The following is a 16,530-nucleotide window of genomic DNA, read 5'->3' on the forward strand; positions in this document are numbered from 1 at the left end:
ATTATAAGTTCACCTTGTTTTGCGCTGGCGTAATATCAAAGGCTACTTGGCCACGCTCACTAGCGCCTTGTACTTGGATTTTTTCCATACGCGGGAAAAGCTTAAATAACTCAACATCAAAGCTAGCCAGCTCATCTAAGTGATGACAGTGGAAGTGGTAAGTCAAACGCACATCTTCATGGCTGGCGTGAGCTTCATGGTCGTGGTCATGGTCGTCGTGCCCCTTGTGCTCATCGTGAGCCGCGTGGTCATGATCGTCATGGTCTTTATGCTCTTCGTGCGCAGCATGGTCATGATCGTCGTGGGCAGCATGGTCATGATCGTCATGGTCTTTGTGCTCATCGTGGGCAGCATGGTCATGATCGTCATGGTCTTTGTACTCGTCGTGCGCAGCATGGTCATGGTCTTTGTGCTCATCGTGAGCAGCGTGGTCATGATCGTCGTGGTCTTTGTGCTCGGAATCAGCTTGATCTAGCGTTCCCCAGTGCTGGCCAACTTCTTCCAGCTCACATTCGCCACCAGCAAAACTAAACAAACTCATCGCCTGAGCGGCTTGCTTTTTGGCATCGTCTAAAATTTTATGTTGCTGCTCGTTTACCGGCGCATGCTCAAAGCCAAGGAAGTTATCGGCCGGTGAATGGATCTCAATTTCTAGTTCTTCTCCACTGGCGGCAAAAAAGAGTTCAGCAACACCATGCTGATGAGCAGATTGAGCGCTAGCTGCGCAAGAAAACAGGCCAAAAAGGGCCACATATATAGGCTGTAACTTCATTGTAAGTATCCATGATTTTAAAATTAGTAAATGTTTGAAATTATTAATACTAATCTAGCTAAACGAGCCCACAACAGAGCACGAGGTAAGTTTAAGCGCATTCACTTAGAGCTAACCATACTCAGCTGTAATAGCAGATTCAAATGTTGTTTAACTAAATTAGCAGCTGATGAGTGGTGGAGAACGAGCGCTAGCAGCGGGTGCATGCTGGCTGGTGTAAAGGTAAACAGTTCTAACAAAAACTTGGCTGCGCTTAAGCAATACAATCAGCGCTACACTGCTTACTATTGCGGTGGCCAATTTTTCTAAGTTAAAACACAGCTGGCAATGCAGCTCGGAGTGCTCAGGATCAAGCCGCTCAACCTGATGTTCAGCCCAAGCCAAGACAAACAAAGACACTGATAAAATCAGTAGCCATGTAAGTCTTTTTTGCCAAGTCTGTAAGATCATGTTGTTTCCGATACTGCTAATAAATTGTCTTATTCAGACAATAGTTTTATTTCGTAAGAGCCAAACTTGCGAATATTTATCACACCATTGTTAAAGATTAAATACTGGCCCTTAATTCCTTGCAGCTGCCCTTCTACCAAGGGATTTTTATCTAAGTTAAAACTGCTTATTTTGCTTGGATATTGAGCAACAGGAAAATGTAAATCAACGACGTGCTCATCGGGCAATTCACTAATGGCCTCTAAACCAAAGCGCTCAGCCAGTTCAGCTAAGGCTTCACCAATTTGTGGTAGCAAGCGTTCACGCTCAGCCACTAAGTCTAGCTCAATAGCATCGCCTTTAAGCATCGCTCGCCAATTGGTTTTATCTGCCACCAGTTTAGCTAACTCTATTTCCACCAAACCAGATAGCTGGCGCGTGGCAACCTTGAATATCGGCAAGGCTTGAGTAGCCCCTTGATCAATCCACCGCGTTGGTATTTGGGTATGGCGGGTAATGCCCACTTTTAAGCCTGAGGTATTAGCTAAATAGACGTAATGAGGAATCATGCAATTTGCATCTCCCCATTCTGGCTCACGACAAGTGCCTTGGGCGTAATGACAGGTTTCAGGCTTCATAATACACATGTCGCAGCTGGCCAGCTTACGCATACATACAAAACAATGCCCTTGAGAGTAGCTTTTCTTGGTGGCTTTGCCACAGCTTCGGCAGTTTATTTTGCCGGTAAATTCAAAAGCTAAAGATTCACCAATTAGTGGATTTAGGTGTAACTCTTGCTCACCAATTGGCAAATAATACTGAACTTGTTCGCCCAGTTCTGCTCGCATTTTTGATAGATGTCCCTGCACGGTCCGCCACTCTCTGAAGTCTTATTATGGCTGAGCAGTGTAAAGCAAAGCGGGTAACTGTCCAAGCCCACAGGAGCCTTGGCATTAATAGGGATAGTTGTCGTCACTGCCCAGCGTTTGCAGCATTAACTGCCGTAACTCGCCGTTGCCCACCAGTTTAGGTAAAGTTTTATCAAAACGTGTTTGTAGGTAACGCCCGCGCGGATTGGCGGCAAAACAAAAGGTAGAGCTGTATTTCAAGACATTCTCCACCAGCACATAGTCTCCAGCCAACTCTGGCTTTTGCTCAAGCAAATGATAAATGTCTTCTCGATAGTCTAATATTGCGTCAACCCGCTTGTGGCGCAGCAGCTTTATCATTTGCTCTAAGCTTGCGTACTCACGGTAACTCACTCCTTCTGGCAAATGGTCTTGCCAATCGTAACCAAGCTGCGAGACTACTTGCTTGCCAATGAGATCTTTTGGTGAGTGATAGTGCTCCGCCAGCTCGGGGCTAACTAACATGTCGCTGCGATCAATTTCTATCGGTAAAGCAGCACAGTTGGAATGAGCAAAATCGTCAGCAGCCCCACCAAATACAATATCAACCTGCTGCTGATCTAACATGGCAATGCTGCGTAAATAGGGCATGAATTGAACATGATAGAAGTGATTGGGATAAACCCGCTGCAGCAAGCTAAAGTAATAGCCGCTTTGGTCTTTATTAGAGTAATTTAGCCACTCATCGGTGGCGATGTTAATACTGTTATTCTCTGCCAACGCCGAGCAATGAAGGCAGAGTAACAAAAAGCAACGAGAGCCGTTCACTAGCTTAAACCTTACTGTTGGTTCACCCAGTAAGCATAGTAAAGCCGCACCGAAGGGTGCAAAAGATTTTAGCCTTTACTAAAACATCCCCTCAAGGATTCCGGTCTTTTTTGCCAGTGAAACCCTAGTTTCGTCGTCAGAAACCCGCTCGGCGCCACGTAACATTGCGTCGATAAGCTCTCCAGCGTCAAACTTCGTTAAGGCTTCATCGGCACCCACTTGGCTAGCTCTATCAACACTAATTTCGCTAGATAGGGAGGTATGTAAAATAATGTAGGCGTCGGCTACGCCTGGGTCGCTTCGCACTTCAAAGGTGAGCTCGTAGCCATCAAGGCCCGGCATTTCAATATCGCTCACCAGCACATCAACTGGCTTACCTTGAGCAGCCGCTTGCTGCATCATTTTGAATGCGGTAGCGCCATCACTGGCCATTTGATAATCAATTTCTATGCTATCTAAGGCACTGGCTAATTGTTTACGCGCGGTGGCAGAATCGTCCACCAGCAGGATTTTAAGCTGAGCAAGAATTGCTTGATCAGGCAAGCTTACCGAAACGCGAACGCGGTCTTCATCATCGGGGAATACCGAAGCAATCAGTTTTTCAATATCCAGCAATTGCACTAGTTTGTCATCAACCCGAGTAACTCCGGTGACAAAAGCATCTTTGCCTAGAGAGCTTGGTGGTGGATCGATATCACGCCAGCGACACTCGGTGATTTTCTCAATACCGCGCACTAAAAAGCCCACTGTTTGACGACTAACATCGGTAATGATGATCGAACAAGATTCAAGCTCTTCTTCGGCAATTGGACGGTAACCCACGGCAGCAGCCATGTCGATCACCGAAATGGTTTGGCCACGCAGCGAAGCAGAACCCAGTACATATTGGTGAGAATGCGGTAACGCGGTAAGTCGGGTATAAGGCACAATTTCACGCACCTTTAAGGTGCCAATTGCAAATAGCTGATTTAATGACAGCCGAAAGTGCAATAAACCTTGGGTTTGACTGGTGGCGCTACTCATGAAGCATCCTTACTTTTATAGACAACGATCAATCTTACACGGCTTCGGCTGGCGCTTCTAAAGAATACGCATCTTGCTGGCGAAACCGCTGACATATTTGTTTTACTGTTGCACCGCTACAAGCCGCATGGGGCTGGGTGGCAGCAACAACTACAATATCAATTGCTGGCAAGGGAGGCATTGTTTTAGCGCACAATTCTTGCAATTCCCCCTTGCTAGAACGCGCAAGTGCAGCTACGGCTAATCCTTGCGAGACAAATCCATACAAACCACTGTGGTTAGCACTGGTTGCTAGCAGCCGATACGGCACTTCAGCCTTGTCTAAACCGTCAATCGCGCTGGCGTGAAACTTACAATCGCTTTCATACAACGCCAAGGGCATAGGCCGAAGCAGGCTTAAATCACGCTCTTTATGGCAAACCCATACACCTTGATCGTGGCGTAACAAATAGCCTTCATCACTGTCGGGGCTGCGGGTGAGAATAGCCAAGTCAAGCTCACCTTGGTCTAGGCTCTCTCTTAACTTCACACTGGGTGCGGCGCACAAGCGCAAACATAAATTAGGAATGGCTTGCTGCAATAACTCACATAACAGCGGTAAAACTGACACGCTGTAATCGTCGGGACAACCTATGCGTAGCTCCACTCTATCGTGGCTATGCTTCATCTCTGTGACGGCTTGGTCATGCAAACTAATAATACGCCGCGCATAACTGGCCAAGGCTTGCCCTGCTGAGGTTAGCACCAAACTGCGACCGTCCTTTTCAAATAGCGGACTCGCGCTTTCTTGCTGCAACTTTTTCATTTGCGCACTAATCGCCGACTGGGTGCGAAAAGTTTGGCTTGCCGCACGCGTAAAGCTGCCGCTATCAACAAAAGCCACTAAGCTACGTAAAGCGTCAATATCCATTTCAACCCATCACCATGATTAATAGTTGCCATCAAAAATAATCGTTATTCAAACTACAAGCAACTTGTCACACTTGGTTCATCAACAACTTAGCAAGGAACCGCTATGATTTTGCACGATTACCTACCTTCCGGAAATGGCTATAAAATTCGCCTACTGCTCAGCCTGCTAGGGAAAAGCTACCAGCTTAAACACTACGACATTGTGAAAGGTGAAAGTCGCAGTGCTGAGTTTTTATCGATCAACCCTAACGGCAAAATTCCGGTTCTCGAGCTAGATGACGGACGCTACTTAGCAGAATCAAACGCAGCCTTGTTTTATCTCGCCCAAAACTCAGCATTTTGGCCCGATGACAGCTGGCAACAAGCACAGGTGATTAGTTGGTTGAGTTTTGAGCAATACAGCCATGAGCCCAATATTGCTAGCCCACGCTTTTGGCTTAGCCATGCAGGCATGACGCCCGCGCGCCAAGCTCAATTAGTCGATAAACAGCAGCAAGGTTACACCGCATTGGCGGTGATGGAGCAACACCTTAAACAGCAAGACTATTTTGTAGCTAACCGGCTTACCATTGCTGATATAGCGCTATATGCCTATACCCATGTTGCCGAAGAAGGAGGGTTTAATTTGCAGCAGTTTCCTGCGGTGCTCTCTTGGTTGGGGCGCATAGCTCAGCAAAACAACTACGTGAGCATTGACGATGATTCTGCGCTGATAAACTAACAGAGTAAAAAAGACCAAGCCGAGAGTCGGCTTGGCCAAACGCTTACGCTTACAATTTCACTAATAGCTTGCCTTGGTTTTCACCGCTAAATAACAGATTAATGCCCTCAATGGCTGAGTCTAAGCCCTCTAGAACATGTACTCGGTAACTCAATTTTCCAGCTTGCAGATAGCTGCTCACTAGTTGCATTAACTGAGGAGCTTTGTCGAAATGGTCTGGCATAGTAAAGCCTTGAATCGACAAACGCTTTTTAACAATTGGGATCCAGTTAGGGCCAGCCGAAGGCTGAGCAGTGTTGTAATCAGAAATCATTCCACACACCACTACTCGGCCAAAAGCGTTCATGTTATCAATGGCCACTTGCTGAATCTCACCACCGGTGTTCTCAAAATAAATGTCTACGCCATTCGGCGTTAGCTCTGCCACTTTCTCGGCAATATTGTCGGTTTTGTAATTTACTGCGCCATCAAAACCTAGCTCTTCCACCAGCCAACGACACTTTTCATCGCTGCCAGCTACACCCACAACGCGCAAACCTTCGGCCTTAGCAATTTGTCCAACCAAAGAGCCTACCGAACCCGCAGCGCCACTGACTAATAAGGTTTCACCAGCTTTGGGTTTAGCAATTTCCAGCAAGCCTTGTGCGGCAGTCATGCCCGGTAAAGCCAATACCGCTAATACCGCTTCGGCTGGCAAACCTGGTGGAACAATATTCACCCCAGCACCGTTGCTTACCGCTTGCTCTGTCCAGCCAAACATTCCCATTACTGTTGCACCAAGCGGAAACTGCGGATTACGCGACTCAACAACTTCACCAATACCACTAGCGCGCATTACCTCATCTAAGGCTACCGGCGGAATATAACTATCGGTGTCAGCGCTCATCCAACCGCGCATGGCAGGGTCTAGTGACATATGGGTTTGCTTAACCCTAAATTCTCCGTCTTGCAGCTCTTCCGCCATATGAATGCGGCTTTCAAAACAGCTGGCTTCAATTTGGGTAACAGGGCGCTTTACTAAATGAATCGACTGATAGCTAGACATGCGGGCTTCCTTAATTAGGTGATTCGAGTAATTATTAACGCTTTAATTATAAATAGACTAACAAATAGGAATAAATAGCCCTTTAAGCTAAACTTTATTGCCTTTTAGACAAAAGTTAAGCGAATGGATAAATTACGCGCCTTACAGTATTTTGCTCACCTTGCAGAATCTGGCAGCTTCACCAATACCGCCAATGCCTTTAATGTGCCGCCCTCTTCGGTATCTCGGCGAATTGCAGATTTAGAAGCGATGTTGAAGCAGCAATTACTACATCGCAGTACTCGCCAAGTAAAATTGACCGAGCTAGGTGATTTATACTACCAGCAAATATTACCTGCTTTGCACAGCTTGAACGATGCAGAAGACTTACTAAAACAGCAGCAACAACACCCCAGCGGATTGTTATCTATCAGCGCCATGCCCAGTTATGGCGAACTATGTTTAACCCCAATATTGAGTGAATTTTCGCTGCGTTATCCCGACATTGTGTTGGATTTACACTTTAGCGATCAACTTACCAACTTGCGGCGCGACCAAATTGATATTGCGATCCGCGGTGGCAATGCACCCGATGAGCGCATTGTTGCCAAAAAGCTCTCGAATAATCATTTTGTACTGTGTGCCTCACCAGAGTATTTAGCCCGAAACGGCCAACCGCAGCACCCTTTAGAGCTCAATCAACATCCCAGCTTGCGTTACCGCAGCCCGGAAAAAGTATTACCTTGGCTCTTTAAAGAACAACAAAAATGGCAAGAATTACATCCACCTATTCGCTTAATTAGCAATCATGGTACAAGCTTAGTCAACGCCGCAAAAAGTGGTGAGGGCATTGCTTTGTTGCCAGAGTGGGGAATTAGCCAACAACTTGCCGAAGGCAGTTTAGTGGTATTTTCGGTCGGCCAAGATATTCGTGTATCGCCGGCGGAAGCCACTGGTATTTTTCTTCTATACCAAGGACTTAAGTATCAAATACCCAAGGTTAAAGTGGCCGTAGACTTTATCGTCTCGCAATTAAGCCAGCCGCCTAGTGAATATTCAGGCAAGTAGCTAAAGCAGCCAATAGTTCGACCTTGTATGTTTGCTGACTCAGCAGATTATGCTGATATGTACCCTAAGCTGTTTAAACTTTGCACTTTTCTCTGCAAACTTGTTTGTTAAGATAATGTTACGTTTGATTCTTGATTACTTGGTCTACTTTTAGCAACAAGCCTTAACAAAAGGAACTGTTTATGGGCGAGCCGGTCAGTGACCAACAATATGTGCGCTTTGCTGACGTTAAAAAGAGCTACGATCAACGCAGCTTAGTGGTAAAAAACTTCAATCTAGATATTCGCAAAGGCGAGTTTGTAACCCTGCTTGGTCCATCTGGCTCTGGCAAAACCACCTGCTTGATGATGCTAGCCGGCTTTGAAGATGTCACCAGCGGTCAAATTTTGGTAAATGGCCAAGCCATAACTAACGTTGCTCCCTATAACCGCAACATTGGCATGGTGTTTCAACACTATGCACTCTTCCCCCACATGACCGTAGCCGAGAATCTCGCTTACCCTTTGGTAGTTCGTAAACTGCCTAAAGAAGAAATCAGCCGCAGAGTGGCCGAGTCTTTAGCCTTGGTGGAACTAGACAATTTTGGCAAACGCTATCCAGGGCATTTATCCGGCGGCCAAAAGCAACGGGTTGCCTTGGCTCGCTCACTGATTTTTGAGCCTTCTATTGTATTAATGGATGAACCACTAGGCGCCTTAGACAAAAACCTGCGCGAGCAAATGCAGCTAGAAATTAAGCGTTTGCATGAGGCCATAGGGTTTACCGCTATTTATGTTACTCACGATCAAACCGAAGCCCTCACCATGTCTGATCGCATCGCCGTATTTAACGATGGAGTTGTGCAGCAATGCGCAGCTCCAGATGTACTTTATGAGCGCCCAGAGAATGCTTTTGTTGCTGACTTTATTGGTGAAAATAACCACCTAAAAGGCAAAGTGCTTAATCGTGCTCAAGGCCTCGCTAAAGTAGAGTTAAGTGATGGCAGCGTGGTAAGTGGCCAAGCCATGGATTGCCCCGAGTCTGGCAATGCCTGCGTATTGGCAGTACGCCCGGAAAACTTATTTATTGAAAGCGACAAACATCGCTTTGATAACCGAATTGAAGCAGAGTTTATTACGCGCCTTTATGTAGGTGACTTTATTCGCTACTTCTTTAAACTTCGTGACAAGACTGAGCTGATGGTAAAAGTGCTCAACGATCACGACGCTCCACAAATTGCCGCTGGCACAATTACTAAACTAACGTGGTCCGTTAATGACGGGTTAGCTTTTAATCCACCCCCAAGCTCTTAATGGTAAAGGATGGTACCTATGAAACGTTTACTTCCAGTTATTGCTCTCGCCTCGGTCTGTAGCATTGCCAATGCCGACCAACTCACCGCCGTGTCTTTTGGTGGTGCTTATGGTGCAGCCCAGCAAAAACATATGCTAGACCCCTTCATGAAAGAAACCGGCCACAAGATTCTATTTGAAAACTACTCCGGTGGTATTGCCGAAATAAAAGCCCAAGTAGAGAGTGGTAACATTCTTTGGGACGTGATTGACGTAGAAGTGATTGACCTTGAGCGCGCCTGTTCAGAAGGTTTGCTAGAAGTGATAGACCACGACAGCCTACCTCCTGGTGACGACGGCGTACCTGCAGCAGAAGACTTTAGCGAAGCTGCACTAGCCAACGAATGTGGTGTGGGCAACATTGTATGGACAGTACTTTATGCCTACAGCAATGACACCATTAAAGGTGGTCAACCTAGCTCTATTGCCGACTTCTTCGATACTAACACCTACCCAGGTAAACGCGCTTTACGTAAGCGCCCTCAAGTAAACTTGGAATGGGCACTGATCGCCGATGGCGTGCCAAAAGAGCAAGTTTATGAAGTATTAGAAACCGACGAAGGCCAAGCTCGCGCCTTTGCCAAGCTCGCCACTATTGCCGACGATATTGTTTGGTTTGACAGCTGGTCACAAGCACCACAACTGTTAAATGACGGTGGCGCAGTGATGGTTCAATCAGCTAACGGGCGGATCTTTGATGCCATTCAAAGTGAAGGCAAACCCTTTGAAATGGTTTGGGATGCTCACCTTTACGACTTAGACGTTTGGGCCATTGTAAAAGGCACCAAGAAAAAAGACCTCGCGATGGAGTTTATCCGCTTTGCTACTAGCTCAAAACCGTTGAGCGGCATGCCAGAAGTGGCTTACGGCCCTACTCGTAACTCTTCTTATGCTTATGTAGATAAAGCGGTTATTCCTAAACTGCCTTCTTCTCACCTCGATAAAGGGGTGAAAGCCTCTGGTGAGTTTTGGGCTGATTATGGTGAATCTTTAGGCGAGAAATTTAACGAGTGGCTGCTTAAGTAGCAGCAACTTAGTTAGAGGTGAAGATGGATAACAACAGTCTCAGCGTAGAAGAAATACTCGAGAGCAAACGCTTGCTTAAACGCAAGAAGCGGATGTTGCTGGCATTTACCCTGCCGCTGTTGATATTTGTCTTCATCACCTTTATTTCGCCCATTGCCACCATGTTGTACCGCAGTGTTTACCACCCCACCGTGAGCCAATTAATCCCTTTAAGCTTGGCAGAGCTAAGCATTTGGGATGAAGCCGGCGACCAGTTACCCAACAGCCAAGCGCTCAAACAGTTTGCCATTGAGCTACAAGGCTTATCTAAAGAGCGCTTATCAGGAAAACTTGCCGAAGAAGTTAATCGACTCAAACCCGGCAGCTCTAGCTTAATTAAATCTAGCGCCAGAAAACTCAAGAAAAAGTCGCTAGAAGAATTACAGCAAAATGGTGATACCTTGCTGCTTGGCTACTCCAAAAAGTGGCAAGACATCAACCTATGGCGAGCGGTTAAGCGCGCCGGACAAGCTTTTACCGACAGCTACTACCTCACTACCTTTGATTTAAAGCGCAACGCCGCTGGAGAAATTGAACAGCGAGATACCCAAATTTACTTAAAGCTCTATTGGAAGAGCTTAAAAATTGCCTTGATTATAACCTTACTCACCGCCTTACTGGCCTATCCCTTAGCCTACTACTTGGCCAACGCGCCAAGTAAAATCGCTAACCGCTTAATGGTATTAGTATTGCTGCCTTTTTGGACCTCATTACTGGTTCGCACCACTTCTTGGATAGCCATATTGCAAACCAATGGTGTAGTTAACTCGACGCTGCAAGCATTAGGGCTAATTGATGAGCCCTTTGAGATGCTCTATACCCAGTTTGCCACGATCATAGCCATGACCCACATTTTGCTGCCCTTTATGATTTTGCCCTTATACAGCGTGATGAAAAATATCGACCCCAGCTATTTTCGAGCGGCGCTGTCTTTAGGGGCAAGGCCAGTGCCGGCTTTTATTAAAATTTACCTACCAATGACCATTCCCGGAGTAAGTGCCGGCGCCTTGCTGGTATTTATTATTTCCATTGGCTACTACATTACTCCCGCCATTGTTGGCGGCACCGAAGGGCAAATGATCTCCAATATTATTGCCTTCCATATGCAGTCTTCGAATAACTGGGAACTAGCAGCGGCTTTAGGCTCCTTGCTGCTAGCCTTAATTCTCGCCTTGTATTGGGTTTACGACCGCTTTGTGGGCGTAAATAACATTAAGTTGGGCTAAGCATGAAGAGCTATCCGAAGTATTTCACCTTTTGGCACATCTTAGCGCACTACGGTTTACGCTTTTGCTCATTACTGGTACTGGCTTTTTTAATGCTGCCGATTATGGTGATTATTCCACTGTCCTTTAATGTAGAGCCCTTTTTTAGCTTTACCGAAGGCATGTTAGCGCTAGAACCGGAGGCTTACTCACTAAAATGGTACGCCGAGATTTGGCATGATGATAAGTGGCTACTGGCAATTAAAAATAGCTTCTTCATCGGTATCTGTGCCACCTTAATTGCTACGGTATTAGGCACCCTAGCGGCCATTGGCCTAAGCAACCCAGCCATGCCTTGGCAAAAGTTGTGGATGGCTATTTTGTTATCGCCGATGATTGTGCCGCTAATTATCACCGCAGCTGGAATGTACTTCTTTTATAGCCAGCTTAACTTGGCCGGTTCTTACCTCGGGGTTATTTTAGCCCACGCCGCTTTAGGTACTCCCTTTGTACTAATCACCGTAAATGCAGCACTATCTGGCTTTGATTACTCCTTAGTGAACGCCTCGCTAGGCTTAGGCGCGCGCCCCCTCACAACCTTTTTTAAAGTGATTATGCCGCTAATCCGCCCGGGAGTGATATCTGGCGCCCTGTTTGCCTTTATCACCTCGTTTGATGAAGTAGTGGTGGTATTGTTTTTAGCCGGTCCCGAGCAACGCACCATTCCTCGGCAAATGTTCTCTGGTTTGCGCGAGCAAATTAACCCTACCATTTTGGCCGTTGCCACATTACTCATCGTAATTTCAGCCATGCTGCTATTTACCATTGAGTATTTACGTGCTCGCAGCGAGCGCATTCAAAGCGGTGAGCTAGACAGCTAAGGCTAACCATTACAAGACCTTAGCTATATGCTTTTAGCCATGCGCTAGTGGCACTAATAAATTGATCATAAACAAGCAATTCACGACTATCCTCTAATCTAACTCCCTCTATATGGGCTTGTACGCCTATTATTGCTATGCAAATTTTTTGAAACACGATTTGATAGCAATTGCCTATCATAAAGATAGATTCAATTGCTTTTACAAATCACTGCGAAAAATTGATACTAGACCCATCAAACGAACACACACCTTATTAAAGTTTACGGAGAAAGATATGTTAGAGAATCGCGAAGGCCAAAATGTACCAAGTGTTACTTTTCATACTCGTCAAAACGACGCTTGGGTAGACATTACTACAGAGCAGCTATTCAAAGATAAAACCGTGGTTGTTTTTGCCCTACCAGGTGCATTTACACCAACTTGTTCATCAACACATTTACCACGCTACAACGAGCTAGCTGGTGTTCTAAAAGACAACGGCGTTGACGAAATTGTATGTTTAAGTGTTAACGACACCTTTGTTATGAATGCATGGTTAGCCGACCAAGAAGCTGAAAACATTACTGTTATTCCAGATGGTAACGGTGAGTTTAGTGAAGGCATGGGCATGCTAGTTGGCAAAAACGACTTAGGTTTTGGCAAACGCAGCTGGCGTTACTCTATGTTGGTGAAAAACGGCGTTATCGAAAAAATGTTCATTGAGCCAGATGTAGCAGGCGACCCGTTTGAAGTATCAGATGCCGACACCATGCTTAACTACATTAATGCCGACGCTAAAAAGCCTTCTGCGATTAGTGTATTTAGCAAGCCAGGTTGTCCTTTCTGTGCCAAAGCTAAGCAATTATTGCATGACAAAGGTATGGCATTTGAAGAAATCATCTTGGGCACCGACGCCACCAGCGTGAGTCTTAAAGCCATTAGCGGTCGCAGCACTGTTCCACAAGTATTTGTAGACGGTAAACACATTGGCGGTAGTGAAGAACTAGAAGCTTACTTAGCTTAAGTAATAAAAACTCAGGCGAGACGGTCTACTCGCCTGAACAACCCAATTCGCAGGTTTCAAAGGTAGTTATCATGTCAAATTCAGAAGTTACACAGTCTGTAGATGTAGCCATTATTGGTGGCGGAACCGCAGGTTTAGCCGCATACCGCGCCGCAAAAGAGCATACCGATTCGGTATTAATGATCGAAGCAGGTCCTTACGGCACCACGTGTGCACGTGTGGGCTGTATGCCAAGCAAATTGCTTATTGCAGCAGCCGAGAATGCCCATCAATATGAAAAGTCGGCCCAGTTTGGGGTTAACTTAGGTAAACCGCAGATTGACGGTCACGCCGTGATGCAGCGAGTAAAATCTGAACGCGACCGCTTTGTTGGCTTTGTATTAGAGTCTGTTGAAGGCATTGATGTACAACATAAACTTGATGGCTACGCTGAATTTGTAAACCAAAACCAACTAAGCGTTAAACATAGCGCCGGTTCAACAAGCCTTGTTGAAGCTAAACGCATAGTTATCGCCAGTGGCTCGCGCCCAGCTTTTCCAGCTCCTTGGGCAGAACTAGGTGACCGCTTATTGGTAAACGACGACATTTTTGAATGGGATAGCTTACCCGAGTCAATTGCGGTATTTGGCCCAGGTGTTATTGGTTTAGAGCTTGGCCAAGCACTGCACCGCTTAGGTGTTAAGGTATTGATGTTTGGTGTAGGTGGCGCAGTAGGCCCATTAACTGATCCAGCCTTAACCGACTACGCAAACACCACCTATGCCGAAGAATTTTATTTAGATTCTGACGCTAAAGTGGAACTAATTGAGCGCAGCGAAAATGGCGTAAAACTTCGCTACATCGACAAACAGGGCAGTACGGTTGAAACTGAGGTTGATTACTTAGTTGCCGCCACAGGGCGCAGACCAAATACCGATAAACTGGGCCTAGATAAGCTTGATATACAAGTGGATGAGCGTGGCGTGCCAGTAGCTGATCACTACACCTTGCAAACCTCTATCAGCCATATTTTTATTGCCGGTGATGCCAGCAATCAAATTCCATTGCTGCATGAGGCCGCCGACCAGGGCAAAATTGCCGGCGACAATGCAGGCCGCTGTAAAGAAGTGCGCGCAGGTTTACGCCGAACTCCAATAGCGGCAGTATTTAGCGACCCACAAATTGCTATGGTGGGTGAGAGCTACCGTGATATTGAGGAGCGCTTAGGCTCTTGTGGCTGTTTTGAAATTGGCGAAGTAAGTTTTGAAAACCAAGGCCGCAGCCGAGTCATGCTAGTCAACAAGGGCATCGCCCACTTGTACGGCGAGCAAGGTACCGGACGCTTTTTGGGCGCAGAAATTATTGGTCCAAATGCTGAGCACTTAGCCCACTTACTGGCTTGGGCACATCAAGCCAAAATGACAGTTTCGCAAATGTTAGATATGCCATTTTACCACCCAGTGATAGAAGAAGGCGTACGCACCGCTTTACGTGACTTAAATGCTAAATTGCACCTGGGTCCAGAAATGATCGATGCCTGTATGGAATGTGGTGTAGGTAGCTAACGCTTTATAAAGGCACAACAAAAGCCCCAAGGTTAACTACCTAGGGGCTTTTTTATTTAAGTGACTAAAAAATCAATAAATATGTTAGCATTCAACAATTGCTAACAACGCTTATCATTGGATGTGGTTTGCTCTATGCTATTTGCAGCTTTGTTGAAACAAGGATGAACGATACAAACGCTTATGTCTGCTTTTAGATTTTTTATTAGCCTAGTTCTAAGTTACTTTTTGGTTTGTTATAACCTGGCTTTTGCTGCCGATGTGAACAGCAGTTCCCAGCAAATATACCTAGCCGAAGACCAACAAGTACTGCCACACCGCTATAGCGATATTCCCAGCTGGCTAAACAAATTAAGCCAAGTTGATCGGGTGAAACTTAGCGGTGGAAGCTATTGGTTAGTCAAAAAAATAAATATCTCTCAACCTAATCAATGGATTGCCAGCGTCGACGGTCCGGTTATCGAAAATATTGACTACTACCTTTACTCTGAAGGTAACCAAATGCGCCACCTTAGCAGTGGTTACTTACATCCTTACGAATACTTATTTAGCTACGCCCGCCACATCGACACCCCAAGCCTCGGCGGCTATTGGCTAATCACCCGCATTTCTAGCCAATACTATACCGAACAACCGCAACTCAGCTTTGGCCATAAGTCAGAGATGAGCCAGCTCTATCATTGGCGAGCTAGTGTGATTACTTTGTGCCTAGGCGGCTTACTAATTCTAGCCATATACAATGGCGCGGTAGGGCTAGTGCAGCAAGATAGAGTATTTGCCTACTTCAGCGGCTACTTATTTGCCATCACTCTGGCTTTGGCCCTAGTTTTTCATGTTGCAGCCCATTTACTACAGCTACGTATTACCCAACTACACCTATTACCGGTGCTGCTAATCCCGATATTTAGCGTGTTGTTTTATTGCCGCTTTCTCAACCTTCAGCAATATGCGCCGCGCTTATGGCTAGCTAGCCGCTACTTAATTGCCCTGTGTCTTTTCAGTATTCCGGTGGCAGTTATTTGGGTAAATTGGGCAGTTGTTCTGGTGTATTGCGTGATCTTACTATGGGTAGTGTTAGCCCTCGCAAGCGCCTTTCAATGCTGGCGTCAAGGCTCTAAACAGGCTCAGCTTTTTATACTATCAACCCTGCTATTGCTTATCCCGGCCTTACTATTAGCGATGGCCGTAGTACCTAAAAATACCACCACATTGCTAGCAGCCGACTTATCCATTTTGTTGAGCTGTATATTTAGCACCTTGTTTATGTCACTGGCTTTACACTACAAGTTTAAACGCCTCACCTTAGAGTCACTGCTAGTTGCTCAACAGTTAAGTGAAGAGCGAGATGCAGCGCGTCTAGACGCCCTAACAGGCTTAAAAAATCGCTATGCCTTTAACGAGTATGTTAGCAGCATTGAATTTGGTGAAGACCATCACACCAGCCTCGCCTTGGTGGATATTGATTACCTAAAAAGCATTAATGACCACGCTGGCCACCAAGAAGGCGACAGGTTGATTAAGTTAGTGGCCGAAGCCCTCAACATGGTGCTCAGCGACCAAGTAAAGCTTTACCGCATTGGCGGCGATGAGTTTGCCGCTTTTTCCGACACCCTGTCATGCAGTGAAATTGATGAAAAGCTGGCAATTGCCGACAAGATCATCCAACTCAATGGCACTGCACAAAGTGGTATCAGTTTTGGCAGCGCCAGCACCGACGATTGCCAAGATGCCGAGCAACTGTTTTACCGAGCAGACATGACCATGTACCAACAAAAAGCACAGCGTAAACGCAAAACTAAGCTAGTGGCGCTTAATCAACAGCCCTAAGCCTACAATTGAATTCGAGCGTTAGCTTGATATGGTGTAACTTACT

At 46.1% G+C, this 16,530-nt stretch carries 16 protein-coding genes; 9 read left to right on the forward strand and 7 right to left on the reverse strand.

The window, feature by feature from the left end:
• Position 1: 1 nt before the first annotated feature.
• The 6 genes from G6R11_RS00310 to G6R11_RS00335 form a co-directional block, all read right to left on the reverse strand.
• Positions 2 to 772: a DUF2796 domain-containing protein gene (locus G6R11_RS00310; protein WP_163130196.1), complete on the reverse strand. Its 771-nt coding sequence runs from the start codon at positions 770 to 772 to the stop codon at positions 2 to 4.
• 159 nt (positions 773 to 931) lie between these two features.
• Positions 932 to 1,222, reverse strand: coding sequence for a DUF2607 family protein (locus G6R11_RS00315; protein ID WP_163130198.1), 291 nt, complete (start codon positions 1,220 to 1,222; stop codon positions 932 to 934).
• A 29-nt stretch (positions 1,223 to 1,251) separates the two neighbouring features.
• Positions 1,252 to 2,070, reverse strand: a complete 819-nt coding sequence (locus G6R11_RS00320) for a DUF2797 domain-containing protein (RefSeq protein ID WP_163130200.1) — start codon at positions 2,068 to 2,070, stop codon at positions 1,252 to 1,254.
• 84 nt (positions 2,071 to 2,154) lie between these two features.
• Positions 2,155 to 2,877, reverse strand: a complete 723-nt coding sequence (locus tag G6R11_RS00325) for an ABC transporter substrate-binding protein (RefSeq protein ID WP_163130202.1) — start codon at positions 2,875 to 2,877, stop codon at positions 2,155 to 2,157.
• Positions 2,878 to 2,955: 78 nt separating this feature from the next.
• A complete protein-coding gene (locus G6R11_RS00330; protein WP_163130204.1) occupies positions 2,956 to 3,900 on the reverse strand; it encodes a chemotaxis protein in 945 nt (314 codons plus the stop codon).
• A gap of 34 nt (positions 3,901 to 3,934) precedes the next feature.
• Positions 3,935 to 4,810 (reverse strand): LysR substrate-binding domain-containing protein, encoded by an 876-nt coding sequence (locus tag G6R11_RS00335; RefSeq protein ID WP_163130206.1) that lies wholly within the window; start codon positions 4,808 to 4,810, stop codon positions 3,935 to 3,937.
• 105 nt (positions 4,811 to 4,915) lie between these two features.
• On the opposite strand from G6R11_RS00335, the gene G6R11_RS00340 reads away from it, so the two are divergent.
• Positions 4,916 to 5,533, forward strand: a complete 618-nt coding sequence (locus G6R11_RS00340) for a glutathione S-transferase family protein (protein ID WP_163130208.1) — start codon at positions 4,916 to 4,918, stop codon at positions 5,531 to 5,533.
• Between the two features lie 49 nt (positions 5,534 to 5,582).
• Here the strand turns inward: G6R11_RS00340 and G6R11_RS00345 are convergent, their stop codons facing one another.
• The gene (locus G6R11_RS00345) at positions 5,583 to 6,578 is read right to left on the reverse strand and encodes an NADP-dependent oxidoreductase (RefSeq protein WP_163130210.1); all 996 of its coding nucleotides are present in this window, start codon (positions 6,576 to 6,578) and stop codon (positions 5,583 to 5,585) included.
• Positions 6,579 to 6,701: 123 nt separating this feature from the next.
• Between G6R11_RS00345 and G6R11_RS00350 the strand changes: the two genes are divergently transcribed.
• The 8 genes from G6R11_RS00350 (at position 6,702) to G6R11_RS00385 (ending at position 16,484) form a co-directional block, all read left to right on the forward strand.
• The gene (locus G6R11_RS00350) at positions 6,702 to 7,625 is read left to right on the forward strand and encodes a LysR family transcriptional regulator (protein ID WP_163130212.1); all 924 of its coding nucleotides are present in this window, start codon (positions 6,702 to 6,704) and stop codon (positions 7,623 to 7,625) included.
• Between the two features lie 182 nt (positions 7,626 to 7,807).
• The gene (locus tag G6R11_RS00355) at positions 7,808 to 8,917 is read left to right on the forward strand and encodes an ABC transporter ATP-binding protein (RefSeq protein WP_163130213.1); all 1,110 of its coding nucleotides are present in this window, start codon (positions 7,808 to 7,810) and stop codon (positions 8,915 to 8,917) included.
• Positions 8,918 to 8,935: 18 nt separating this feature from the next.
• Positions 8,936 to 9,982, forward strand: coding sequence for an ABC transporter substrate-binding protein (locus G6R11_RS00360; RefSeq protein ID WP_163130215.1), 1,047 nt, complete (start codon positions 8,936 to 8,938; stop codon positions 9,980 to 9,982).
• A 23-nt stretch (positions 9,983 to 10,005) separates the two neighbouring features.
• Entirely contained in the window at positions 10,006 to 11,247 is a 1,242-nt protein-coding gene (locus tag G6R11_RS00365) for an ABC transporter permease (RefSeq protein ID WP_163130217.1), read from the forward strand.
• A 2-nt stretch (positions 11,248 to 11,249) separates the two neighbouring features.
• On the forward strand, positions 11,250 to 12,107 hold the full coding sequence (locus tag G6R11_RS00370) for an ABC transporter permease (protein WP_152785353.1): 858 nt from the start codon (positions 11,250 to 11,252) through the stop codon (positions 12,105 to 12,107).
• Between the two features lie 277 nt (positions 12,108 to 12,384).
• On the forward strand, positions 12,385 to 13,113 hold the full coding sequence (locus tag G6R11_RS00375; RefSeq protein WP_163130219.1) for a glutathione peroxidase: 729 nt from the start codon (positions 12,385 to 12,387) through the stop codon (positions 13,111 to 13,113).
• 71 nt (positions 13,114 to 13,184) lie between these two features.
• A complete protein-coding gene (locus G6R11_RS00380; protein ID WP_163130221.1) occupies positions 13,185 to 14,657 on the forward strand; it encodes a dihydrolipoyl dehydrogenase in 1,473 nt (490 codons plus the stop codon).
• A 261-nt stretch (positions 14,658 to 14,918) separates the two neighbouring features.
• Positions 14,919 to 16,484, forward strand: coding sequence for a GGDEF domain-containing protein (locus G6R11_RS00385; RefSeq protein WP_163130223.1), 1,566 nt, complete (start codon positions 14,919 to 14,921; stop codon positions 16,482 to 16,484).
• Positions 16,485 to 16,530: the final 46 nt, after the last annotated feature.

The sequence above is a fragment of the Agarivorans sp. Alg241-V36 genome, assembly GCF_900537085.1.
GTDB lineage: Bacteria > Pseudomonadota > Gammaproteobacteria > Enterobacterales > Celerinatantimonadaceae > Agarivorans.

Bases quoted from the DNA above. Each gene is read 5' to 3' on its own strand.
- G6R11_RS00370 (WP_152785353.1), top strand. From the start codon at position 11,250: ATGAAGAGCTATCCGAAGTATTTCACCTTTTGGCACATCTTAGCGCAC.
- G6R11_RS00380 (WP_163130221.1), top strand. From the start codon at position 13,185: ATGTCAAATTCAGAAGTTACACAGTCTGTAGATGTAGCCATTATTGGT.
- G6R11_RS00360 (WP_163130215.1), top strand. From the start codon at position 8,936: ATGAAACGTTTACTTCCAGTTATTGCTCTCGCCTCGGTCTGTAGCATT.
- G6R11_RS00315 (WP_163130198.1), bottom strand. From the start codon at position 1,222: ATGATCTTACAGACTTGGCAAAAAAGACTTACATGGCTACTGATTTTA.
- G6R11_RS00355 (WP_163130213.1), top strand. From the start codon at position 7,808: ATGGGCGAGCCGGTCAGTGACCAACAATATGTGCGCTTTGCTGACGTT.
- G6R11_RS00350 (WP_163130212.1), top strand. From the start codon at position 6,702: ATGGATAAATTACGCGCCTTACAGTATTTTGCTCACCTTGCAGAATCT.
- G6R11_RS00365 (WP_163130217.1), top strand. From the start codon at position 10,006: ATGGATAACAACAGTCTCAGCGTAGAAGAAATACTCGAGAGCAAACGC.
- G6R11_RS00310 (WP_163130196.1), bottom strand. From the start codon at position 772: ATGAAGTTACAGCCTATATATGTGGCCCTTTTTGGCCTGTTTTCTTGC.
- G6R11_RS00375 (WP_163130219.1), top strand. From the start codon at position 12,385: ATGTTAGAGAATCGCGAAGGCCAAAATGTACCAAGTGTTACTTTTCAT.
- G6R11_RS00330 (WP_163130204.1), bottom strand. From the start codon at position 3,900: ATGAGTAGCGCCACCAGTCAAACCCAAGGTTTATTGCACTTTCGGCTG.
- G6R11_RS00345 (WP_163130210.1), bottom strand. From the start codon at position 6,578: ATGTCTAGCTATCAGTCGATTCATTTAGTAAAGCGCCCTGTTACCCAA.
- G6R11_RS00340 (WP_163130208.1), top strand. From the start codon at position 4,916: ATGATTTTGCACGATTACCTACCTTCCGGAAATGGCTATAAAATTCGC.
- G6R11_RS00335 (WP_163130206.1), bottom strand. From the start codon at position 4,810: ATGGATATTGACGCTTTACGTAGCTTAGTGGCTTTTGTTGATAGCGGC.